Origin of the sequence: Actinomyces bovis, assembly GCF_900444995.1 — a bacterium.
GTDB classification, from domain to species: Bacteria; Actinomycetota; Actinomycetes; order Actinomycetales; family Actinomycetaceae; genus Actinomyces; species Actinomyces bovis.
On sequence record NZ_UAPQ01000006.1, the window covers coordinates 56992 to 80514 of the forward strand.

Sequence of the window (23523 nt, forward strand, 5' to 3'; positions counted from 1 at the left end):
TCCGGGGGAGTGTTATTAGCACAACGCTAACCTGGGAACAGCCCCGCATGCGGCGGGCTGCGGCGCTACTGCGGGAGACATTCGCCACCGGATTGCCCGGCCCATACACTCCCGCATGTGCGTCTGACCGCCCTACTTCCCCTGCTGCTAGAAGACCCAGAGGTCTCCTCTCTGCTCGCTGCCTCCGCCCGCCCAGCCCGCACAGACCGGGCCGTGGTGGTTGCGCCGGGGGCCCGGCCGGCTGTCTTGGCGGCTATGGCCCTTGGCAGCGACGGCGTCGCCCAGCTCGCCAGTGAGGCGGGCAGCGGTCAGCAGACAACCGCCGATGGCACTCCCTTGCTCGTGGTCACTGCCACCGGCCGGGAGGCGGAGGAACTCGCCGCCGCCCTGAGCTGCTACCTGCCGCAGCGTGACATCGCTGTCTTTCCCGCCTGGGAGACCCTGCCCCACGAGCGCCTCTCTCCCCGTGCCGACACCGTGGCCACCCGCCTGGCCGTGCTGCGGCGCCTAGCTCACCCGGAGGAAGCCCCACAGCCCGCAGACAACGCCACTGCCCCTTCCACTGCTGACTGCGGCCCCATCCGTGTGCTAGTGGTCCCCGTGCGCGCCCTGCTGGCCCCCATCATCGCGGGCCTGGGAGAGCTCGAACCCATCTACTTGGCCCCCGGGGTGGCCACCAGCCTGGAAGAAACCACCCGCCGCCTAGCCGAAGCTGCCTACACCCGCGTGGACATGGTGGAAAGTCGCGGCGAGTTCGCGGTGCGCGGTGGCATCCTGGACCTCTTCCCACCCACCAGTCGCCGCCCAGTCCGAGTGGACTTCTTTGGTGATGAAATCGAGGAGGTCTCCTCCTTCTCCGTCACCGACCAGCGCAGCATCGAGCCGCTGCCCTCCGTCACCGCCACCGCCTGCCGCGAACTGCGCCTTAGCGACGCCGTGCGCCAGCGTGCCGCCAAGCTAGCCAAGCAGGTGCCCGGCGCCGCCGATATGCTGGAGAAAATTGCCCAAGGGCAGAGCGTGGAGGGCATGGAATCTCTGGCCCCAGTGCTCGTGGACCAAATGGTGCCGCTGCTAGACCTGGTGGGGGAGCGGCTCGTGGTACTCAGCGAGCCTGAGCGCGTGCGCAAACGCGCAGAAGACCTTGTAGCCACCACCAAGGAGTTTCTGGCCGCCGCCTGGACCAGTGCCGCCAGCGGCGGCCAAGCCCCCGTGGATCTCTCCGCCGCCGCCTTTGCCCACCTGGCAGAAGCCCGCGCCCTCGCCCTGTCCACCAACCGTGGCTGGTGGGCCTTCACCGCCCTAAAAGCCTCCCCGGAGATGACCGAACTGCCCCTGCGCGACCCCACCTCCTACCGGGGTCGCTTAGAGGAGGCCGTGCAGGACCTAGGCAGACTCGCCCGCGAAGGCTGGAGTGTGGTGGTGGCCACCGACGGCCCCGGCCCAGGCCGCCGCATGGCGCAGCTGCTTGGCGAAGGCGAGGTGCCTGCCCGCATCGTCACTGAGCTGACCGAACCCGCCCAGCTGCGCGGAACCAGCAGTCTTGACGGCCACCGCGGCGACGCCGCCCCAAATGCTTCCGACGGCGTCGTCCGTGTCACCCAAGCCACCGCCGGGCACGGCTTCATAGCCCCCGGCGCCCACCTGGCCCTCTTAGCTGAGTCAGACCTGACCGGCCGAGCCGCCACCAGTCCCCGCGAACGCAAATCCATGCCTGCGCGTCGCTCCCGCAAGAGCGTGGATCCCCTGTCCCTGCGCCCTGGCGACCTAGTGGTCCACGCCCAGCACGGCGTCGGCCGCTTCCTGGAACTAATGCGCCGCTCCGTGGGCTCCGCCAACTCCACCGCCAGCCGCGAATACCTGGTCATTGAATACGCCCCCTCCAAACGCGGTCAGCCCGGCGATCGACTGCTGGTCCCAACCGACTCCCTAGAGCAGGTCAGCAAATACGTGGGTGGGGAAGCTCCCGCCCTGAACAAAATGGGGGGCGCGGACTGGCAGAAAACCAAGTCCAAAGCCCGCAAGGCCGTTAGGGAGATTGCCGCTGAGCTGGTGCGCCTCTATGCGGCTCGCTCCGCTGCCACCGGCCATGCCTTCAGCCCTGACACTCCCTGGCAAGCCGAATTGGAGGAGGCCTTCCCCTACACGGAGACCCCCGACCAGCTGGCCACCATTGAAGACGTCAAACAGGACATGGAATCCACCAAGCCGATGGACCGCCTTATCTGCGGAGACGTCGGCTACGGCAAGACTGAGATTGCTGTGCGCGCCGCCTTTAAAGCAGTGCAGGACGGCAAGCAGGTGGCCGTGCTGGTGCCCACCACCCTGCTGGTGAGTCAGCATGCGGAGACCTTCTCGGAACGCTACGCCGGGTTCCCTGTGCGCGTGGCCCAGCTCTCTCGCTTCCAGACTGCCAAGGAATCCCAGGAGGTGCTGGAAGGCTTAGTCAAAGGCAGCATCGACGTGGTCGTTGGCACACACCGCCTTATCACCGGGCAGGTGCGCTTCAAAGACCTGGGCCTGGTGGTCATCGATGAGGAGCAACGCTTCGGCGTGGAGCACAAGGAAACTCTCAAAGCCCTGCGCACTGACGTGGATGTGCTCTCCATGTCCGCCACCCCCATCCCCCGCACCCTGGAGATGGCGGTGACCGGCCTGCGCGAGATGTCTACCCTGGCCACCCCGCCGGAGGACCGCCACCCCATCCTCACCTACGTGGGCGCCTACGAAGCCAAACAGGTGGGCGCCGCCATCCGCCGCGAACTGCTGCGTGACGGCCAGGTGTTCTTCGTCCACAACAAGGTGGAGGATATCGACGCCGTCGCCGCGCGCTTGGCTGAGCAGGTCCCCGAGGCGCGCATCGCCACCGCCCACGGGCAGATGAATGAGGGACAGCTGGAACGCGTAATCGACGACTTCTGGCACAAAGAGATCGACGTGCTGGTCTGCACCACCATTGTGGAGACCGGCCTGGATGTCTCCAACGCCAACACCCTGATTGTGGATCGCGCCGACCGCATGGGCCTGAGTCAGCTTCACCAGTTGCGCGGCCGGGTGGGGCGAGGCCGCGAGCGCGCCTACGCCTACTTCCTCTTCCCCGCTGACCGGCCCCTCACAGAGACCGCTTTGGAGCGCCTGCGCACCATTGCCACCAACACGGACCTGGGCGCCGGAATGCAGGTGGCGATGAAGGACTTGGAGATTCGGGGCGCTGGCAGCCTCCTGGGTGGGGAACAGTCCGGGCATATCGCTGGGGTGGGCTTTGACCTGTACGTCCGCATGGTGGCGGAGGCGGTGACTGCCTACAAGCAGGCCCTGCGCGTGGGTGCCAATTCTGAGGGGGATGACGACGCCGCCTTGGCGGTCGGGCGTGCTGAGGCAGGGATTGATGAGGAACTGCGCGTTGAACTGCCGGTGGATGCCACCATCCCCGAGGACTATGTGCCCCACGAGCGCCTGCGTCTGGAGGCCTACACCAAGTTCGCTGCCGCTCGCAGCGAGGCCGATGTGGCCGATGTGCTTGAGGAACTCACTGACCGCTACGGGCCGGTGCCGGAGGCGGTTTCCCGACTGGCTGCCCTGGCGCGCCTGCGGGCGCTTGCGGCCAGCTTGGGGGTTCGCGAGATTGTCGCCCAGGGGCGCTCCGTGCGCTTCGCGCCAGTGACGCTGGCTGAGTCTGCTCGCATGCGTGCCACCCGCCTGTACCCGGGGACCGTGCTCAAGCCCGCTACTCGGACCATTGTGGTGCCGGCCCCGGGTTCGGCCCGGATGGGTGGGGGAGCCGTGGAGGGGGAGGAGTTGCTGCGATGGGCTGAGGTGCTGCTGCGGGCAGTTGTGGCTGGGGAAGCGGACTATGAGTTGGAGGCCACCAAATACCGCAAGCGGCGCTGAGGGCAGTGGCAGGCTCGCTGGGGGTTGTGCTGGCGTGAATTGGCCTGAGGTGGCCTGAACTAGCCATAGCTTGGGTGCCCTGACTGGCAGGGCTTGCGTGCCGCGATAGCATATCTGGCAGCCAATGTCGCCCGTGGGTGGCAGAAAACCACCGAGCCTGACACGCCGCCCAAAGGCGGAGCCCAGAGGAGAAAAAGTGATCTCTCGATCCGCCCAAACCTCGCTTTCGCGGGTGATCCGACCCGCCGGGGCCATTCTGACAGCCCTGGCCCTCCTGGGAGGCTGCGGCATTCACCCTGGCGTGGCAGCTGTTGAGTCTTTTACGGACTCCAGTGGTCAGCCGATCTCTCTGGCAGTGGGTGAGCAAGATATTTCCGACGCCGTCACGGAGCTCTCGGCACTGCAGATGGACCGGAACGTGGTGCTCAGCTTCCTGCTTGACCGTCCGGTGCTGGAGGACGTGATGAAGTCTGAGGGCGTGACCATCTCCGAGGAGGAGGCCACGACTTTCACTAAGAACCTCTTTGATTCTGTGGGACAGCACGTTCCTAAGCTCTCCGTGTCCGCAAAGCAGGTGATGCAGCAGTTGGCCCTGGCAGATAGGTTCAAGACGCTGGAGCCTGAGCAGATGCAGCGGGTTAGGGCCAAGTTCCAGGAGGTGCGGCTGCATTCCAAGCACGAGATCTCGCCGCGTTACACCGAGCGTCCTTGGATTGTGATGACTCCGCAGGGGGCTGGCCAGCAGCTGCCACAGCGCGGGAACTGAGGCTGATTTGGTGGCAGAAACGTCCCGGCTTGTCCTCGCTCGCCCGTGGTGAACACTGCCCAGGGACCATGGCCCTCGTGGCATTGGCGCAGTGCCGGTAGGCTTGGACCGCAATAGGTCCGACCCAGCAAGGAGCACCAAGTGGCCCTCATTGAAGACGTTCACGCACGCGAAATCCTCGATTCCCGCGGCAACCCCACCCTTGAGGTGGAGATCCTGCTTGAGGACGGTGCCTCCGCCCGCGCCGCTGTCCCCTCCGGCGCCTCCACCGGCGCTTTCGAGGCCGTGGAGCTGCGCGACGGCGATGAGCAGCGTTACCTCGGCAAGGGTGTTGAAAAGGCTGTTGCCAACGTCAACGAGGTCATCGCCCCCGAGATCATTGGCTTCGACGCCGCTGACCAGCGCGGCCTGGACCAGCTCATGCTTGACCTGGACGGCACCCCGAACAAGGGCAAGCTCGGCGCCAATGCCATCCTCGGCGTCTCCCTGGCTGCCGCCTCCGCCTCCGCCGAGTCCGCCGGTTTGGACCTGTTCCAGTACATCGGTGGCCCCAACGCCCACGTCCTGCCCGTCCCCATGATGAACATCATGAACGGTGGCTCCCACGCTGACTCCAACGTGGACATTCAGGAGTTCATGATTGCCCCCATCGGCGCCAAGACCTTCCGCGAGGCCCTGCGCATGGGTGCTGAGGTCTACCACTCCCTCAAGGCCGTCGTGAAGGGCCGCGGCCTGTCCACCGGTCTTGGTGACGAGGGTGGCTTCGCCCCCAACCTCGACTCCAACCGTGAGGCCCTTGAGTTGATTGTCGAGGCCATCGAGAAGGCTGGCTACAAGCCCGGCGCTGACGTGGCCCTGGCCATGGACGTGGCCTCCACCGAGTTCTTCGACGAGAAGACCAAGACCTACAACTTCGAGGGTGAGGCCCGCGACAACGCCTTCATGGTGGACTACTACGAGAAGCTCATCACCGACTTCCCGATCGTCTCCATTGAGGACCCGCTGTCTGAGGACGAGTGGGAGGACTGGAAGGCCCTGACTGACAAGGTCGGCGACCGCGTGCAGCTCGTTGGTGACGACTTCTTCGTCACCAACCCCGAGCGTCTTGCCAGGGGCATTGAGATGGGCGCCGCCAACGCCCTCCTGGTCAAGGTCAACCAGATCGGCTCCCTGACCGAGACCCTTGAGGCCGTGGAGATGGCCCACCGCGCGGGCTACAAGTCAATGACCTCTCACCGTTCCGGCGAGACCGAGGACGTCACCATCGCGGACCTGGCCGTTGCCACCAACTCCGGCCAGATCAAGACCGGTGCCCCTGCCCGCGGCGAGCGCATCAACAAGTACAACCAGCTCCTGCGCATTGAGGAGACCCTGGGTGAGGCCGCTGTCTACGCCGGCGCCTCCGCCTTCCCCCGCTTCAAGGCCTGAGCCCAAAAGCAACTGTGAAGCCGTAGCGTTGAGCTGCTGATTCACAGCCTGGACCGGCCGGTCCCCGCCAAGTGCGAGGACCGGCCGGTTTCTTATGCGCCCCCTCGCGTCACCAGCCCCACAAGACGACGCGCCCAAGCAGCTGATGCAGGCAACCTTGAGGTGAGGCAGTATCGACCCATGAGCCCCCGCCGCCCAGCACCAGCCCGCCCCGGCAACCGCCCGGGAGCAGGCCGTCGTGCCTCCGGCGCCAAGGCCACTCCCACAGTCAAACCGGCCCGCCGTGAAACCGCCTCCCGGCTGAACAGCACCGCGCCCAAGCAAGAGACCACGCCCCCTGCCATCAAGACCACCAAGGACCCCGGGCGGTCATCGCGCTGGCAAATCGGCGGAGATAAGGGCTTCTCCATCTCATACGGTTTATTGGCCATAGTGGCCGTTTTGACCTTTGCCATCGTGTTCGCGGGGCCCGCCGCGCGTCAGTTCTTGGTCCATCGCGCTGAGTTAGCCGACGCCAAGCGACAGCTCGCTCAGGCTCAGGCCACCCAGGCGGCCCTGCAGCAGGAACTCGCCAGGTGGGACGACGACGCCTACGCCCGCTCCCAAGCTCGGGAGCGGCTGGGCTACGTGATGCCAGGGGAAACCAGCTACGTCGTCGTGGGGGCAGAAGAACTGGAGACCAAGCAGAAGCCTGGCGCTGCCACCGTCCCTAGCCAGATGGCTAGCCCCTGGTACCAGACCCTCACTGAATCTGTGCGCTTGGCCGCCCGTCCCCAACCCACAGCCAGCCCAAGGACCACCCCCAGCTCAGGCCCCAGCGGCACGCCCACGACGCCCACCGCACCAAGCACCACTGCTACAGAGGCCCCCACACCAGCCCCAAACCCTCAGGAGACGCCGTGACCGCCACCCCGGGCCCCGACACCAGCGCTACAGTCCGGGCTGCAAACCATGCCGAGGTCTCGGCCGCGGACCTGCAGGCGCTCCAGGAGCAGCTGGGGCGAGTGCCACGCGGCGTCGTCGGCATTGCGGCGCGTTGTGTATGCGGTCGCCCGACGGTAGTGCGCACCGCCCCCCGGCTGCCTGACGGCTCCCCCTTCCCCACCACCTACTACCTGACGCACCCCGCCGCCGTGAAAGGCTGCTCCACCCTGGAAGCAGAGCACCTCATGGACCAGTTCAACACCGCGCTGGCGGAGGAAGCCGAACTCGCCGCCGCCTACGCCCGCGCCCACCAGCACTATCTGGGCCAGCGCGCCGAGCTCGGCAGTCCCGCAGAGATTGCAGGCGTCAGCGCCGGGGGCATGCCCACCCGCGTCAAATGCCTACACGCCCTACTTGGGCACGCTCTGGCCGCTGGGCCGGGCATTAACCCAATCGGGGACCGCACCCTGGAAGTCCTGAAAGACCGCGGCATCTGGGACCCCACCCGCTGCACCTGCTGAATCCCCTGCACCCCAAGGAGTCCCATGACCCGGGTAGCTGCAATCGACTGTGGCACCAACACCATTCGTCTGCTGATCGCTGAGGCCACCAGAACCGCTGAAGGCCAGGTCCTGCTTGAGCCCATAGACCGGCGCAACCAGATTGTCCGCCTAGGGCAGGGCGTGGACCGCACCGGCCAATTCGACCCCGACGCCCTGGAGCGCACCCTGCAGGCCGTCGCTGGCTTTGCTCGCAGATGCGAGGAGCTTGGCGCACAACACCGCCGTTTTGTGGCAACCTCCGCCACCCGCGATGCCCGCAACCGCCAAGAGTTCATCGCAGGTGTGCGCGAGCAGCTGGGGGTAGAACCTGAGGTAATCAGTGGCCAGGAGGAAGCGCGCCTCTCCTTCTCCGGCTCGCTGCTGGGGGCCGCTCCCGCTGACGGCCCCCGCCTGGTGGTGGACCTAGGTGGCGGCTCCACCGAGTTGGTGCTCGGTCTGGAAGCACCGCAAGCCGCGATTAGCCTGGACACCGGTTCCGTGCGCATCACCGAACGCTTCCTAACCAGCGGCGTCTCCGTGGCGGCTGAGGCGGCGGCGCGCGCCGAGGTGCGCGGGCTACTCGATGAGGCTGCTCAGGTGGTGGACCTGTCAGCTGCACACAGTCTGGTGGGATTGGCTGGCACCATTACCACCGTCACCTCCCACGCCCTGGGCTGTGAGGGCTGGCAACCAGAGCGAGTTTCTGGTGCAGTGCTGCCGGTCAACCAGGTGCTGGCTTCCTGTGAGGCCCTGTTGCACTCCACCCCTGGGCAGCGCGAGGCCATGACTTTCCTATCCGTGGGGCGGCGCGATGTCATCGCCGCAGGTGCCCTCATCTGGAGTGAGGTGGTCCAGCGGGTAGTGGAGGCCACCGCCGCCACCAGCCACCCGGTGACTGAAACCGTCACCTCCACGCATGACATCCTGGATGGCATTGCCCTGGACTTGGCGCAGCGGATTGTCTGATATGAAACAGGGGAGTGCTTGCGGGCAGCTGGGAGTTCCGGGTGTGCCCGGGCCGGGCTCGCCCGCCTGCCCACGTCCCAGCTCTTGGGGCGGCTTGCTTCTAGGCGGCCCCAAGCCGGTGATTGCGGTGGCCACTACTGCTGCCGACGCCGTCGCCTGCGCGGCGCAAGCCCAGGCGGCGCAGGCCGCTGGGGCAGACCTAGTGGAGTTGCGGGCTGACCTGTTGACAGCCTGTGCTCACGTGAGCGCGCCCGAGGTGCTGGTCCAAGAGACGCTGCAGGCAGCCCAGGCGGTAACTGCTGCCACCAATGGCACGCTGCCGGTGCTGCTCACCTTCCGCACCCGTGCCGAGGGCGGCGGCCTACAGATCGCCGACGCCGCCTATGCGGCGCTGCTTGCCGCAGTGCTGGACGAGCTGGCGGGCGCCGACACCGCCGTTGCCGCCATCGACCTTGAACTAGCGCGCGGCTGTCTGCCTGAGCTGGCTCGGCTGGCTGCGGCCCATGGCCTGGCAACGCTCGGCTCCAGCCACGATTTCCAAACTGTGCCCGCCGATGCCGTGCTGTTAGAACGGATGCGGCAGATGCAGGCCGCAGGTGCCCAGGCGGCAAAGGTCGCTGTTATGCCCCAGGAGCCGCAAGAGGTGGCGCGCCTAATGGCCCTTACAGCTAAGGCTCGTGCTGCCCTGGAAGTTCCGGTGGTGGTTATCGGCATGGGGGAGGTAGGGGCCCTAACCCGGCTCCAGGGTTGGCGCATGGGCTCAGCCCTGACTTTTGCCACCGCTGGTGCCGGGGCTTCCGCGCCGGGGCAGCTACCCGTCGCCGTCGTGCGGGCTGCTTTTGAAACCGACTCCGCAGATGGCGGCGAGTGCGGGAAGCGCGGGGCTAGCGGGGATGCCAGCGGCACCTTGGCGTGAGCAGGCTCGCGTTTAGGAGCTGGGCCGCATCCGCTAGACTCTAACCGTTGCCCCGGCGAGGGACACGTGCCTAGCGCGTGCATCCGTTATCGACGTGGTGGTGCCTGCAAGGTGCTGCGCGTTGACGCGCCCCGGGCCCACCAACCACCGCGGGGCCAACTCCCCGCCAAACCGAGGAGAACCGCATGGCTCACGAAGCCCTCAAACTCACTGCCCAGAACCGCACCGACTTCGGCAAGGGCGCCTCCCGCCAGGCCCGCCGCGCTGGCCTCGTGCCCGCCGTCGTCTACGGCCACGGCTCTGAGCCCCGCCACCTCCTGCTGCCCGGCCACGCCACCTCCCTGGCTCTGCGCGGCAACGAGAACGCCCTGATCGAACTGGACATCGACGGCGAGAAGCTGCTGACCCTGGCCAAGGCCGTGCAGCGCCACCCCATCCGTCCCGGCGTGCAGCACGTTGACTTCCTGCTGGTGAACCGCAACGAGCGCGTTGACGTTGAGGTCCCCGTGACCGTCATCGGTGAGGCTGCGCCCGGCACCATCCACATGATTGAGTCCGCCCACCTGTCCGTCTCCGCCCCCGCCATCGCCATCCCCGAGGCCATCGAGGTGGATGTCACTGGCGTGGCCGGTGGCACCATGATCACCGTTGCTGACCTCAAGCTGCCCAAGGGCGTTGAGGCTCTGGCCGAGGCCGAGACCGGCGTGGTCAACGTGGCTGACGAGAACGCCGTCACCGAGGAGGTGCCTGAGGCCGCCGCGGCCGAGGCCCCCGCAGCTGAGGCTGCTGACGCCGAGTCCAAGTGACGCCGCTGCGGCGCCCAAATAAGGAGACTCCATGAGCGCACCCTGGCTCGTCATTGGGCTGGGGAACTCAGAGGCCCGGTACGCCAAGAACCGCCACAATGTCGGCCAAATGGTCATTGACGTGTTGGCGGGGCGTGCCGGGTCTCGGCTTAGCCGCCACAAGGCTCGTGCACAGGTCGCTGAGGTCCGCTTGGGCCTGCTTCCCGGGGGAGTCCCCGGTCCCCGTGCGGTGCTGGCTAAGCCAGCCACCTTCATGAACCTGTCCGGTGGGCCGGTGAAGGCCCTGGCACAGTTCTATGGCGTGGACCCGGCCAGGCAGCTGCTGGTCATCCATGATGAGCTTGACTTGCCCGCCCACCAGTTACGGCTCAAGCGTGGGGGCGGCGAAGGCGGGCACAACGGCCTGCGTTCCATCTCTTCAGCGTGCGGCACGCGCGACTATGCGCGGCTACGGGTGGGGATCGGACGGCCTCCGGGTCGCCAGGACCCCGCCGACTTTGTGCTCTCCGACTTCCCGGCGCGGGAGCGTGACGAGCTAGGCGTGACCCTGGAGCGGGCGGCCGACGCCGTCAAAGCAGTGCTCACCCTGGGCTTCGAGGCCGCCCAAGCCAGAGGCCTTTAGGACATTAGGCCGCTCTCATAGGCAACTACCACTGCCTGTACGCGATCGCGCACATTGAACTTAGCGAGCACATTGCCGACGTGAGTCTTGACCGTGGTGGCTGAGACCACCAAATGCGCAGCGATCTCCGCATTGGATAGACCCTGCGCCATCAGCACCAGAATCTCCCGCTCCCTGGGGGTCAGCGCCGCCAGCCGCGGGTCCTCCACCTGGACGGTGCTGCCAGAGTCCGGCAGACGAGCGGCGAACATCTCCAGCATTCGCCGCGTGATGCGCGGCGAGACCACCGACTCCCCGTTGGCGACGGTGCGGATCGCTTCTGCGAGGTCTGCCGGGCGGGTGTCCTTAAGCAGGAAGCCAGCCGCCCCGGCCTTCAGGCCTGAAAAGGCGTATTCATCCAGGTCGAAGGTAGTCAGGATGAGGACCCTGGTGGCGGGGTACTGCGAGGTGATTTCCTTGGTGGCCTCGATGCCGTTCATGCCGGGCATGCGCACGTCCATCAAGATGACATCTGGGCGCAGGGCACGGGCCTGTGCCAGCGCGGAGCTGCCATCGGAGGCCTCGCCGACTACCTCAATGCCTTCCTCGGCTTCCAACACCATGCGGAAGCCCATGCGCATCAGGGCCTGGTCGTCAGCCAACACCACCCTGATTGGGTTTGGTGCTGCGGTGGGAGCCGGGTCTGGCGCTTCCGCCTGGCCTGGCTGGCTTATGAAGGCATCTGCCACGAGCTGCTCCTCTCATCGGTCTCTTCCCAGCGCAAGACCGCTTTAACCTGCCAACCTTGCGGCGTCGGTCCGGCCTGCACTTGACCACCATAGACGGCGGCGCGCTCGCGCATGCCAATCAGCCCCTTCCCGGAGCCGTGCATGGCGGTTGAGCCGGGGGCGGCGTCGTTGCGCACCACTAAAACCACGGTGCCGGTGTAGCGGTCCACCTGGACCTGCACATCGCGGGTGGTGGGGGCGTAGCGCAGCACATTGGTCAGGGACTCCTGGGCGATTCGGAAGAGCGTCAGTTGCAGACTCTTGTCATCTGGCAACGGGCTCCCATTCCAGGTGTAGGTAATGGGGACTCCAGCGGTTTTGAAGCGCTGCACCAGCACCTCTAGATCCCCTGACTCGGGGGCGGGGGCGGTGGGAGTGGCATCGGCGGAGGCATCTTTGGCAGCAGTGGCGGCGGCGCGCAGGTCGGCGATACGGGCAGAAGGTTCCACGGGCACGACGGTGCCAGGCGGGGCGAACTCAGGCACTGGCAGATCACGCACCTTGGGGCCTTCATCCCGTGCTTCACGGCCAGAGGTGCCGCTGCGTTTCCGGCCTGGGGTGCTTGCCGGGCTGCCAGAGAGAGCCGCCGCGGTGAAGCCTGCCAGGCGGGGTGCGGCGTCAGCGGCGTCTGCGGTTGGGGTGTCGACGGCGGAGGTGCTCGGGTCCTCGCGTAGCACCCCAACTAGACGACGGGTGTCAGCTAGGGCAGAGCGGCCTGTCTCCGCTAGGACCTTGAGCGCCTCTTTGGTCATCTGGGGGTTGCGGTCGATTGTGGCGGTGGCGCCGTCGGCCATAGTGATCATCACCGTCAGGGAGTGGGCGATGACGTCGTGCATTTCCCGGGCTATGCGGCTGCGTTCGCTGGCGGCGGCTAGCAGTGCCCGCTGCTCGCTAGCCAGGACCGACCTGGCGGCGCTGGCCCGTACCTCAGCCAAGTTCTGGCGTTGCACGCGCAGCAGGGTGCCTACCAGCAATCCCAGCAGGTTGATCACCGCAAAGGGCAGGGCTGCCAGGAGCCTGGCCCGCAGGTTATGCAGTGGGTATACGGCAGTCTCGGTAGCCACCGCTAGCATGGTTGATACGAGGTAGGCGCCCACGCATAGGCGCATATCTCGGCGTGCCGCCAGGGCGCCGATTGTCAGGGGAACGGCCAGCAAGGTCAGACCGGTGAGCAGGCTGAACATGTACCTGGCTTGCTCGCTGTTGAGCTCTAACTGCCGGGCCGTCACGAGCACTGCCGCTGGCATGGTCAGGGTCACCACCGCCCATACGGAGACGGGGGAACGGTGGCGGAATACCAGTGCGAGGCCGACCGTGCAGGCCGCTAGTGCAACTCCAACCCACAGGGCTGGGTTAGAGGGGAGATCGGCTGGAAACAGGATCAGGCCCAGCGGGCAGCCCAGGAGCATGGCCCCTAGGGAAACGCTGACATCAGCCACTGTCGGGTGGGCGTCTCGCCAAGCGAGCGCCCGCATGATCCCCACCGGGACACTCACGGTCGTCCTCGCATGGTCAATGTGCTCCTCAGGCATGCTCACACCGGCTATTGAACCGGAAACTGGGGCGAATGTACGACGGTGGGGCCTGGCAGTATGTGCCAGGCCCCACCGTTGCTGCCGAGTTCTACTCAGCTGTCAGGCGTCGCGGCGGCGGAATACCACCCAGCTGATCAGGAGCGGCACCACTGCCCAGGCGACGCATACGAGTACGGCCTGCGTGTGGGTTAGGAACGACATCCCATCGCCACCCCAGGTGTGGCTGAGGCTGAAGGGGTCGGCAACCGCCTGGGCGACCTTTGAAGGCAGGAGACCCGGGAGGTTCGAGGCCCATTTCCACTTCTCTGCCATGATCGCGAGCGGAATGATCACCACGAACATGAGGACCATGACCACGGTGATGGAGCCAGCGGTGCTGCGCATGAGGAAGCCGAGACCGAGTGCCATAAGCGTGATGGTGACGAAGCTCAGGCCGGTGCCCCAGACGTAGCCCAGGTACTCAAGGTCCGCCAGCGAGCCAGCATTGTCTTTTATGAAGGGCGCGGAGACCGCCCAGGACAGCAAGGCGGACAGGGCTCCCACCACAAAGGCCAGGAAGCTGGCCACAAGTGTCTTGGCAGCTAGCAGACGTCCGCGGGAGGGCACTGCAGCTAGGGAGGAGCGGATCTGTCCGGAGGAGTACTCACCAGTAATAATCAGGGCTCCCAGGACGGCCGAGACGATCTGCCCAAAGGCAGACCCCGCCACGATCATGTGCTTTGCGGCGCGCATGAGCTCAGGCTCCGACGAGGTGCCATAGCCGATAGCCGCACCGGCACCAAAGAGCACCGTGATGGCCACCGCGATGACAGCGGTGATCCAGGTGGAGGGCAGGGTGCGGAGCTTCACCCACTCGGCGTGCACGGCGCGCAGGAAGGTCTGGTGGCCTTCGATGCGCAGGCGGCCCTTTGACCCCTTGGTGGAAGGGACTGGTACGGGAGATGCAGTGGAAGTAGTCATGGCTCTGTCTTCTTTCTGGCTAAAGGTCAATAGTGGCGAGGGTCAGGCGCGGTTAGCGGGCGTGGGCTCGCCCACCCTTCCGGTGGTGTACTCCACCTCGCCAGCGGTCAACTCCAGGTAGGCCTCTTCCAGGGAAGACTTGACGGTGGTCAGTTCGTGCAGCACCACTCCGGCGGCAGCGGCGGCTTCGCCAACCTGCGCAGCGCTCGCCGCCGTCGTTTCCATGACGCCGGGGCCGGTTACGGTGGCCTGAATATTGCGCGCAGCCAGGGCGGAGGCCAGGTCGGTTGCATTGGGGGAAGCAACGCGCACCCGGTCGGTGGTGGCCGACGAGATCACGTCCGCCACCGGTCCCTGCGTGAGAATGCGCCCGCGGCCAATCACCAGCAAGTGGTCTGCGGTGAGGGCCATCTCGCTCATCAGGTGGGAGGAGATGAACACCGTGCGGCCCTGGGCGGCCAGGTCGCGGCAGGTCTCGCGGACCCACTTCACACCCTCCGGGTCTAGGCCGTTGACGGGCTCGTCAAAGATCAATACCTGTGGGTCCCCCAGCATGGCGGCAGCCATACCTAGACGCTGCCCCATGCCCAGGGAGAAGTCCTTGACCCGCTTCTTGGCCACGCTGGTCAGGCCAGTGATCTCCAAAACCTCACCTACGCGCCGGGTGGGGATGCCGTTGGAAACTGCCAGCTGAGTCAGGTGGGCGCGGGCGGAACGGGATCCGTGCAGGCCCTTGGCGTCCAGCAGAGCGCCAACTTCACACAGAGGTGCTTTGAGGGCGCGGTAGGGGCGACCATTGACCTTGACAGAGCCGGAAGTAGGCGTGTCTAGGTCCATGATCATACGCATGGTGGTGGATTTGCCGGCGCCGTTGGGGCCCAGGAAGCCGGTGACGGTGCCCGGCTGCACGGTGAAGGAGATGTGGTCTACGGCGACTTTGCTGCCGTAGTGCTTTGTGAGGTCAACTGCTTCGATCACGGTCGGGCCTTTCAAGATTTAGGCGATATCCGCCTGGGTTACGCAGAAATAGTAGGTAGCTGGCTATGCGGGGAGGATCGGCCTTGCAGATGAGATCGGCGCGGCCCCGGCAGGACCCGTCAGGTGGAGGGAGGCTCATCCTCTGGGAGGAGGGAGCCGCGGTTATCTGCTGATAAGCTTTGGCTCAGGTCCGGAAGCCTCCAGGGGCTCGACTCCGCGTCGGGAATGCCTGGCACAATGGGCTTGTTCCACTGGTGCCCCTGGCCGAACACGGAATTGGAGAGCAGATGTCCAACCCCTTCTTCAGCAAGAACCCGGCTTTTAATGGCCGCGCTGCAGCGCCCACCACGCCTGCTGGCTACCCGACCATGCCCGGTTATCAGGTAGGGCAGTACGGGCAGGCCGCCCCGATGAACCAATATCCGCAGTACGGGGCCTACGGCACGCAGACTATGCAGGCACCCTCCCAGGGCTATGCCGAGGTGGGCTCCGAGCAGCTCAGCGCCCTGGAGCAGCAGTACGCCGCCCCGTCGGCCGCCAACGTAGACCGGGGGCGGATGACCATAGACGACGTCGTTATGCGCACCGCAGGTATCTTCGCCGTGATCTTGGCGGTTGGTGCCGTGACCTGGTCGCTGGTCTCCACCACTGACACCAGGCTGGCTGGCCTGGGTGCAGGAGCCGTGGCAATTGGCGCAATCGGCGCGCTGATTCTGGGACTGGTGAACACCTTCAAGCGTGAGCCCAGCCCGGTGCTCATCATGATCTACGCCGTCTTTGAAGGAGCCATGCTGGGAGGTTTCTCCGCCATTATGGAGCGGGCCTACCCCGGCATTGTTTTGCAGGCTGTGCTGGCCACTGCCGCCACCTTTGGGGTGATGCTCCTAGCCTACTCCCGGGCCGGATTCCGCCTCTCCGCCAAGGCCAGCAAGATTCTGCTGATCGCCATGGGCGGTTACTTGGTGTTCTCCCTGGTTAACTTTGGGCTGATGCTCACGGGTGTAGTCACCGATCCGTGGGGGCTGCGCGGCATCACCATTGCCGGCATTCCGCTGGGACTGGTAATCGGCCTGCTGGCCGTGGTGATGGCGGCCCTGAGCCTGGTGCTGGACTTTGACGCCATCCAGTGTGGGGTGGAGCAGGGCTTGCCCACCCGCTACGCCTGGGCGGGTGCTTTCGGCCTGGTGCTGACCATCGTGTGGATGTACGTGGAGTTCCTGCGCATCCTGGCCATTTTCCGAGAGGACTGAGGCTGCCGGGACTTAGCTCCGGGCACTGATATCCCAAGCTTCGCCTGCCACCACTGACGCGCCACACGGCGTCACAGTGGTGGCAGGCGCTTTCACTCCCGTAGCCTGGGGGCATGATTAACGCGAATATGCCGACCGTTGCAGGCGCCAAGGGCACCAAGCCCGTACTGACTTTCCCTGCCGATGAGGCTCCTGAGGGCCTGCAGGTCCAGGTGCTTGACGCCGGGACCGGTCAGGAGGTTGAGGCCGGTGACACGATTGTGTGCCACTACCTGGGGCAGACCTGGAACGGCAATGTCTTTGACAATTCCTATGACCGTGGCCAGCCCTTGAACTTCCAGGTTGGTGTGGGCATGGTGATCCGCGGCTGGGATGACGGGCTGGTGGGGCAGCGGGTAGGCAGTCGTGTGCTGCTGTCCATTCCCGCTGAGTTGGGTTACGGGGACCGTGGCGTCCCGCAGGCCGGTATCAAGGGCGGGGACACGCTTGTCTTCGTCACGGAGATCCTCGGCGTTATGTGAGCACCGAAAACCCGCGGCTACATCGGCCGCGGGTTTTCTGCGCTCATTGGGCGCAAGTTGTCCAGAAATGCAGCACTTTCAGCAATGACACTGGTGGGGCGATCGTAAGGACGCGGTCGAAGTGTTGCAATATCAAGGTTTCGCTCAGGTAGGGAAGTGGCTGGTAGGGCAGCTGGGCTTGAAATTGCTGCATTTTGTGCCACCGCCCAGTGTGCAGCGCCGCGGAGATGACGTGCTGCCCGCTAACCTGAGGCATGAACCGTCTCGGCAGATGCCGTCACGCATTCCCAAGGAGCCCAGATGCCGCAGTACCGCAGTGCCACTTCCACCACTGGCCGCAATATGGCGGGTGCCCGTGCCCTGTGGCGCGCCACCGGTGTTAAAGACGAGGACTTCGGTAAACCCATCATTGCAGTCGCCAACTCCTTCACCCAGTTCGTCCCCGGGCACGTAGGCCTGCGCGACGTTGGCCGCCTAGTGGCTGAACAGATTGAGGCTGCAGGTGGTATCGCCAAAGAGTTCAACACCATTGCCGTGGATGATGGCATCGCCATGGGGCATGACGGCATGCTCTACTCCCTGCCCAGCCGCGACCTGATTGCCGATTCGGTGGAGTACATGGCCTCCGCGCACTGCGCTGACGCCCTGGTCTGCATTTCCAACTGCGACAAGATCACCCCCGGCATGCTCATGGCCTCCCTGCGCCTGAACATCCCCACGATCTTCATCTCTGGCGGCCCCATGGAATCCGGCAAGCTCACCGCCGCCGACGGCACCAGCCGCAAACTGGACCTCATCGACGCCATGATGGACGCCGCAGACCCCACCGTCACTGAGGAGACCATTAGCGCCATTGAGCGCCTAGCCTGCCCCACCTGCGGCTCCTGCTCCGGCATGTTCACGGCTAACTCCATGAACTGCCTGACTGAAGCCCTCGGTCTGGCTCTGCCCATGAACGGCACGCTCCTGGCCACTCATTCCGATCGTGGCGAACTGTTCCGAGAGGCCGGTCGCCAGATCGTCGCCATTACTAAGGCCTACTACGAGCAGGACGATCCGAGTGTCCTGCCACGTGCCATCGCCACCAAGGCGGCCTTCGAGAACGCCATGAGCCTGGATATCGCCATGGGCGGCTCCACCAACACCGTTCTGCACCTGCTGGCCGCCGCCCAGGAGGCCGGCGTGGACTTCCATATGGCTGACATTGATCGCCTCTCCCGCCTGGTCCCACAGCTGTGCAAAGTGGCTCCCTCCACCAATCTCGTCCACGTGGAGGACGTGCATCGCGCCGGCGGCATTATGGGGATCCTCGGTGAGTTGGACCGCTGCGGCCTACTGGACACCAGCACTCGCAATGTCCTGCGCGGCACTCTCGCGCAAGCCTTGTCCGCCTATGACATTGCCCGCCCCGGTGCCGACGGTGCGCCTGGCTCCGAGGTCACCGAGGCCATCCGCACCCGCTACTTGGCCGCCCCCGCCGGAGTGCGCACCACTGAGATGTTCTCTCAGTCCTCCCGCTGGGAGTCACTCGATACTGACCGGGCCACCGGCGCTATCCGCGACCGTGCCCACGCTTTTTCCGCCGACGGCGGCCTGGCCGTGCTCTTCGGCAATATCGCTGAGAAAGGCTGCATCGTAAAAACCGCAGGGGTGGACGCCTCCATCCTCACCTTCGCTGGGTCTGCCGTGGTCTTTGAGTCGCAGGAGGACGCGGTGGAAGGAATCCTAGGCGGGAAGGTGCAGGCGGGTGACGTCGTCGTCATTAACCATGAGGGGCCGCGCGGCGGGCCGGGCATGCAGGAGATGCTGTACCCCACCACCTACATCAAGTCGATGCACCTGGGTAAGGAGTGTGCCCTGCTCACGGATGGGCGTTTCTCCGGCGGGACCTCCGGGCTATCCATCGGGCATGTCTCCCCGGAGGCTGCCGCCGGTGGCCTGATCGGGCTAGTGCGCACTGGCGACCGGATCGAGATAGATATTCCCGCACGGCGCATTGAACTCATGGTGGATGAGGCGGAGATCGCCCGGCGACGAGCCGCCGAGGAAGCCCGCGGTGACGCAGCCTGGTCGCCGCATGTGGAGCGGCCCCGCAAGGTCAGTGCCGCGCTACGCGCCTACGCCATGCTCGCCACCAGTGCGGACCTAGGCGCGGTGCGGGACACCAGCCTGCTGCCCCGCTACTGAAGTGCTTGGCCCACAGGCGGCGTCGGCTCCTCTAGGCTGACCGCGTGAATCAGCCTGCCACCGACGGTCAGTCAACTAAGCCCGCCGAAACCCGCTCGCCCAGCGATGGCCCCGCGGCTCCGGTCAACGGCGCCACAGGCCCAGCTGGGGATAGCACCTGGGACAACGCCACCTATCTGCGGGCCATCCTGCGCGCCCCCGTCTACGAGGCCGCCGAGCACACGCCGTTGGAGGTCATGCCCACGCTTTCTGCCCGGCTGGGGAATACAGTCGAGGTTAAGCGCGAGGATCTACAAGCCGTCCACTCCTTCAAGATTCGCGGCGCCTACAACGCCATGCGCAACCTGCCGCAGGAGGCGCGCGCTCGCGGCGTCGTCACCGCCTCTGCAGGCAATCACGCCCAGGGAGTAGCTCGCTCCGCCGCCATCTCGGGGGTGCGTTCAGTGATCGTCATGCCCACCGTCACCCCCCAGATTAAGGTCGACGCCGTGCGCGCGCTCGGTGGGGAAGTGCTGCTACACGGGGAGAACTTTGACGCCGCCAAGGCTGAAGCCCTCCGCCTAGCTGAAGAACTCGCTCTTACTTACATCGCGCCCTTTGACGATCCGCGCGTCATTGCGGGGCAAGGCACCATCGGCATGGAGATTATCCAGCAGGACGCGGAGTTGGATCGCATTTTTGTGCCCGTAGGCGGTGGTGGCCTGGTAGCCGGGATTGCTGTGCTCAGCAAACAACTCATGCCGCAGGTGCAGGTCATTGGCGTGGAACATGAGGAATCCGCCTGCCTTACTGCTGCGATTGCGGCTGGCCAACCCGTAACCCTGGACCGCGTGGGGCTCTTCGCAGAAGGTGTGGCCGTGCGGCGCATCGGGGATGAGACCTTCCGGCTGTGTGCCGAGCTGCTTGACGACGTCGTCACCGTCTCTTCGGATGAGACCAGTGCCGCTGTGCGCGACCTCTTTGAGGACCTGCGGGCGGTGCCCGAGCCCAGCGGAGCCATCGCGCTGGCGGGGCTGAAACAGTATGTTGCGGCCCATGGGCTGAGCGGGGAGCGGCTCGCCTGTGTGCTGAGCGGGGCGAACCTCAATTTCCACCAGCTGCGCTACATCTCTGAGCGCTCAGAGCTGGGTGAACAGCGTGAGGCGATCTTGGGGGTAACGATCCCGGAGGAACAGGGGGCCTTCCTGCGCTTTGCGCGCGTGCTGGGTGGGCGTGCAGTCACCGAATTCAACTACCGGGTGTCTGCCTCGGCTGCGCCGGAAGCTCCCGCCCGGATCTTCGTGGGGGTGCGGCTCACCGGTGGTCGGGAGGAACGCTGCGAGATCGTGGCGGACCTGGAGGCGGCTGGTTACGACGTCGTGGACTTGACGGAGGATGAGCTGGCCAAGGTGCATGTGCGTTCAATGATTGGTGGGCGTGCGCCGGAAAACTTGACCGAGCGGCTGTTTAGTCTGGAGTTCCCGGAGGCGCCGGGCGCGCTGACCCGCTTCCTGGAGGTGCTGGGGACGCGCTGGAATATCACCCTGTTCCACTACCGCACTGACGGCGCCGACTATGGCCGCATCCTGACGGCCTTTGAGATGCGCGCGGGGGAACCGGAGGGAGAGCTGACGGCGCATATGGATCGCCTGGGCTATGCCTACCGCGAGGAGACGGATGACCCCTCTGCCCGGTTCTTCTTGGCTCGCTGAGCCTCTCTGGAGGCTGGTGTTCCTGGCTCGCTGAGGCGGGGTGTGAGGGGCGGCATGTGGGCTGATGCTGGCGAGTTTGGGGCTTTTGCCCTAAAGTAGTTAACGAATCAAGTAAGTTCGTTTTCGACCCACACAGGAGAACACATGACCAAGATCGCCGTCGTCCTCGGCTCTGTCCGCCCCAACCGCGCTGGCGCGGGAGTAGCCGAGTGGGTGGCCGCTAAGGCCAACACCGTGGAGGGCGTGGAGGCCAGCATCCTGGACATCGCCAGCTTCAACCTGCCGTTCTTCGCAGAGGAGATGGCCCCGGCTTTTGCCCCCGCCAAGGACCCGGCCGCCGTCGCCTGGAACCAGGCCCTGGCCGGTTTTGACGCCTTCATCTTTGTCAGCCCGGAGTACAACTTCTCCGTCTCCGGCGCCTTGAAGAACGCCATCGACTTCATCACCCCCTCCGTCCTGGCTAACCGCGCTATCGGCCTGGTGGGCTACTCCTTCTCCTCTGGCCACCGCCAGATTGCGCATATGCGTGACATCTTCGCCAACTTCACCACCGGCGTGGTGCGCCCGGAGATCAACCTGCACCTGGCCAGCGACTTCGAGAACATGAGCGTCTTCAAGCCCGCAGCCTTCCACGAGGACGAGGTCCCCGCCATGGTCCAGGCGATCCTGGCCCAGGACCGCGCCCTGGCCACTATGCGCTGAGGTCCCGCGCCTCACGGCTCCGCCAGGCCATTTGGCCACAGCATTTGCCTGGCGACGACGTCGCAGGCCCGCCACCCACCACCGTGGGCTGGCGGGTCTGCCGTCGTTTCTGGGGCCTTAGCGGCGGTGCGGGCTGTGGGCCTGACGGCGTCGGCAGGGCGAGGGGCTGGCAGTGCAGGGCGCTGCTTAGCGGGCGTCGTGGACTGCCGCCAGTGCCGCGAAGTTAAGCCAGAGCCAGGGAGCGGTAGCGATTTACCGCCGCCGCAACATCCACCATCCGGGGCCGCACCAAGAAGGCTGGGCGGCGCCCATCTAGGGCGTCTAGGCCCTCCTCATCCAGCAGCTCTTCCAGGTCAGCCAGGCATTCAGGCAGCGGGGAGACGCCGTCGAAGCGCTGCTCCAACAAGGCCCTCAGGGCATGCGCAAGCGCCTCGGCTTGCCCGGGGTCCACCACCCCAGACACGTCACTGACGTCGACTTCCTCGCGGTCAATCACCAGGGCGACGGTGCCGCGCGAGCGCGTGCGCACTGGGCCGCGCCGGCTTCGCTCTGCCAGCGGCAAAGGTATCCGCGCCTCCGCCTGCGGGAAATCCGGCAGGGCAGTGGTCTCGCGGGGGTGCTCGGCAGCGACCTGCGCGGCCCGGTCGGTGACATCCAGCAGGTGGTAGGCATCCATGAGCAGGACTCGGTCAGCCACGTCCAGGTAGTCCCCGGAGCCACCCATGACCAGCAGTGTGGACACACCCTGCTCCCGTGCCAACGCCCCAATTCGGTCCACCAGAGGGGTGATGGGTTCACGTTCGGCGGCCACCAGGGCGCGCATGCGCGAGTCACGGATCAGCAGGTTGGTGGCGCAGGTGTCCTCGTCGAGCAGTAAGGCGGAGGCCCCGGCCTCCACGGCCTCCACGATGCTGGCGGCCTGAGAGGTGGAGCCGGAGGCATTGCCTGTGGAAAAGGCGCGGGTGTCCCGCCCGCCAGGCAGGTGCGAGATGAAGGGGCTTAGGTCCACGCCGGTGACTGCGCGGCCGTCGGCTGCGCGCACTTTGACGGCGTCGGGGACGGTCGCTACCAGCTCGCGGCCATCTCCGGGCACATGCGGGTAGACGCCCCGGGTGATGGCGCTGAGCAAGGTGGATTTGCCGTGGTAACCGCCGCCAACGATCAGCGTCACGCCTGGCCCGATGGCGGTACCACGTACCTGACCCGCGTGGGGGAGGGTGACGGTGGCGGCCAGGGAGTCTGGGGATTTAAGGGCGACGGCGCCCGCGCGCATGGGCTCGTCGGAGACGCCGGAGCGGCGCGGCAGCAAAGATCCGTCAGCCAGGAACGCCACCCACTGCTGGGCCTTTAGCGCGGCGGTTAAGGCCCGGTGGTCCTCCAGGGCGGCGACGTGGGCGCGCAGGCGTTCTAGCCGCTCGCCGCGCAGGTCCAGGGCTGTGCCGAGTTCACGCACTAGGTCGCGGCCGATGATCCGTGCGGCCTCGTGCCCCTGGATGGAGCGGCCCTGTGCTGGCAAGCTGATGCGCAGGCGCAGCTCAATGGTCCAGTTGGTGGGCTGGTTGGAGGTGCCCGGCGAATCTGGGGACCAGGCGGCGCTGGGGCGCAGAACTACGGCGGAGCGCTCCAAAATTTCCTGCCCGGGTGCGGCAATGGAGAGGGCTGTGCCCTTGAAACCTGCGTGCAGCTCACGGACCAGGAAGTCACTGACCGCCAGACGCCGATCCGCTGTCTCCAGGAGCGCTTCATCCAGCAGTGCCTTCAGTTCCGGCAGGAGGGTCGGGTCTACAGGCGCGTCCACGTGCGCTGCGGTGGGTGGGGCATAGGGGTCAGGCTGGACCCGATCAATGTGCAGGACCCAGCCCTCTGGCGCCTCGTAGCGGCCCACGATGGCGCGATAGGCGGCGTAGGAGCGGTTGTCCAGGGCATGCAGGTGACCGATTAGATCGGCCAGGGCACCGTGGCGCGGCTCGTCGTTATAGTCCCGGTGCGGGCGCCCCGGCCCCCGATAGCTGCTGCGGCCACCCGACCGCGATTCACGCTGATTCATGGGCTGATCCTGACACAGACGAGTCTG

General features: G+C 66.0%; 19 protein-coding genes. 14 read left to right on the top strand and 5 right to left on the bottom strand.

What is annotated here, in order from left to right:
* Positions 1-117 precede the first annotated feature (117 nt).
* The 9 genes from mfd to pth all read left to right on the top strand — a co-directional run bounded on the left by mfd (position 118) and on the right by pth (position 10858).
* Entirely contained in the window at positions 118-3888 is a 3771-nt protein-coding gene (gene mfd / locus DR039_RS03940; RefSeq protein WP_111836118.1) for a transcription-repair coupling factor, read from the top strand.
* Positions 3889-4084: 196 nt separating this feature from the next.
* A complete protein-coding gene (locus DR039_RS03945; protein ID WP_111836119.1) occupies positions 4085-4654 on the top strand; it encodes a hypothetical protein in 570 nt (189 codons plus the stop codon).
* A 141-nt stretch (positions 4655-4795) separates the two neighbouring features.
* Positions 4796-6082: a phosphopyruvate hydratase gene (eno, locus tag DR039_RS03950; RefSeq protein ID WP_111836120.1), complete on the top strand. Its 1287-nt coding sequence runs from the start codon at positions 4796-4798 to the stop codon at positions 6080-6082.
* Positions 6083-6262: 180 nt separating this feature from the next.
* Positions 6263-6985 (top strand): FtsB family cell division protein, encoded by a 723-nt coding sequence (locus DR039_RS03955; RefSeq protein ID WP_111836121.1) that lies wholly within the window; start codon positions 6263-6265, stop codon positions 6983-6985.
* Positions 6982-7527 carry a DUF501 domain-containing protein gene (locus DR039_RS03960; protein WP_111836122.1) on the top strand — a complete coding sequence of 182 codons (546 nt, stop codon included), beginning with the start codon at positions 6982-6984 and terminating at the stop codon, positions 7525-7527. Before DR039_RS03955 ends, DR039_RS03960 begins: the two co-directional genes overlap by 4 nt.
* A gap of 24 nt (positions 7528-7551) precedes the next feature.
* Entirely contained in the window at positions 7552-8514 is a 963-nt protein-coding gene (locus DR039_RS03965) for a Ppx/GppA phosphatase family protein (protein ID WP_111836123.1), read from the top strand.
* Between the two features lies 1 nt (position 8515).
* Positions 8516-9430: a type I 3-dehydroquinate dehydratase gene (gene aroD, locus DR039_RS03970; RefSeq protein WP_170166844.1), complete on the top strand. Its 915-nt coding sequence runs from the start codon at positions 8516-8518 to the stop codon at positions 9428-9430.
* A gap of 185 nt (positions 9431-9615) precedes the next feature.
* The gene (locus DR039_RS03975; RefSeq protein ID WP_111836125.1) at positions 9616-10236 is read left to right on the top strand and encodes a 50S ribosomal protein L25/general stress protein Ctc; all 621 of its coding nucleotides are present in this window, start codon (positions 9616-9618) and stop codon (positions 10234-10236) included.
* Positions 10237-10267: 31 nt separating this feature from the next.
* Complete coding sequence (gene pth, locus DR039_RS03980; RefSeq protein ID WP_111836126.1) at positions 10268-10858, top strand: aminoacyl-tRNA hydrolase; 591 nt, start codon at positions 10268-10270, stop codon at positions 10856-10858.
* On the opposite strand, the gene DR039_RS03985 is transcribed toward pth, so the two are convergent.
* From DR039_RS03985 to DR039_RS04000, 4 genes are all read right to left on the bottom strand, one after another.
* Positions 10855-11571 carry a response regulator gene (locus DR039_RS03985; RefSeq protein WP_267489823.1) on the bottom strand — a complete coding sequence of 239 codons (717 nt, stop codon included), beginning with the start codon at positions 11569-11571 and terminating at the stop codon, positions 10855-10857. The genes pth and DR039_RS03985 overlap by 4 nt on opposite strands.
* Complete coding sequence (locus DR039_RS03990) at positions 11568-13157, bottom strand: sensor histidine kinase (RefSeq protein WP_229116827.1); 1590 nt, start codon at positions 13155-13157, stop codon at positions 11568-11570. The genes DR039_RS03985 and DR039_RS03990 overlap by 4 nt, the downstream gene beginning before the upstream one ends.
* A gap of 102 nt (positions 13158-13259) precedes the next feature.
* Positions 13260-14120, bottom strand: coding sequence for an ABC transporter permease subunit (locus tag DR039_RS03995; RefSeq protein WP_111836128.1), 861 nt, complete (start codon positions 14118-14120; stop codon positions 13260-13262).
* Positions 14121-14162: 42 nt separating this feature from the next.
* Entirely contained in the window at positions 14163-15098 is a 936-nt protein-coding gene (locus DR039_RS04000; RefSeq protein ID WP_111836129.1) for an ABC transporter ATP-binding protein, read from the bottom strand.
* A gap of 287 nt (positions 15099-15385) precedes the next feature.
* Between DR039_RS04000 and DR039_RS04005 the strand changes: the two genes are divergently transcribed.
* The 5 genes from DR039_RS04005 (at position 15386) to DR039_RS04030 (ending at position 21449) form a co-directional block, all read left to right on the top strand.
* The gene (locus DR039_RS04005; protein ID WP_111836130.1) at positions 15386-16348 is read left to right on the top strand and encodes a Bax inhibitor-1/YccA family protein; all 963 of its coding nucleotides are present in this window, start codon (positions 15386-15388) and stop codon (positions 16346-16348) included.
* Positions 16349-16461: 113 nt separating this feature from the next.
* The gene (locus tag DR039_RS04010) at positions 16462-16869 is read left to right on the top strand and encodes an FKBP-type peptidyl-prolyl cis-trans isomerase (protein ID WP_111836131.1); all 408 of its coding nucleotides are present in this window, start codon (positions 16462-16464) and stop codon (positions 16867-16869) included.
* 300 nt (positions 16870-17169) lie between these two features.
* A complete protein-coding gene (gene ilvD / locus DR039_RS04020) occupies positions 17170-19056 on the top strand; it encodes a dihydroxy-acid dehydratase (RefSeq protein WP_111836133.1) in 1887 nt (628 codons plus the stop codon).
* Between the two features lie 176 nt (positions 19057-19232).
* Positions 19233-20747 (top strand): threonine ammonia-lyase, biosynthetic, encoded by a 1515-nt coding sequence (ilvA, locus tag DR039_RS04025; protein WP_229116828.1) that lies wholly within the window; start codon positions 19233-19235, stop codon positions 20745-20747.
* 144 nt (positions 20748-20891) lie between these two features.
* A complete protein-coding gene (locus tag DR039_RS04030; RefSeq protein WP_111836135.1) occupies positions 20892-21449 on the top strand; it encodes an NADPH-dependent FMN reductase in 558 nt (185 codons plus the stop codon).
* A 223-nt stretch (positions 21450-21672) separates the two neighbouring features.
* Here DR039_RS04030 and DR039_RS04035 read toward each other — a convergent pair whose 3' ends face one another.
* A complete protein-coding gene (locus DR039_RS04035; protein WP_111836136.1) occupies positions 21673-23496 on the bottom strand; it encodes an ABC-ATPase domain-containing protein in 1824 nt (607 codons plus the stop codon).
* Between the last annotated feature and the right edge of the window lie 27 nt (positions 23497-23523).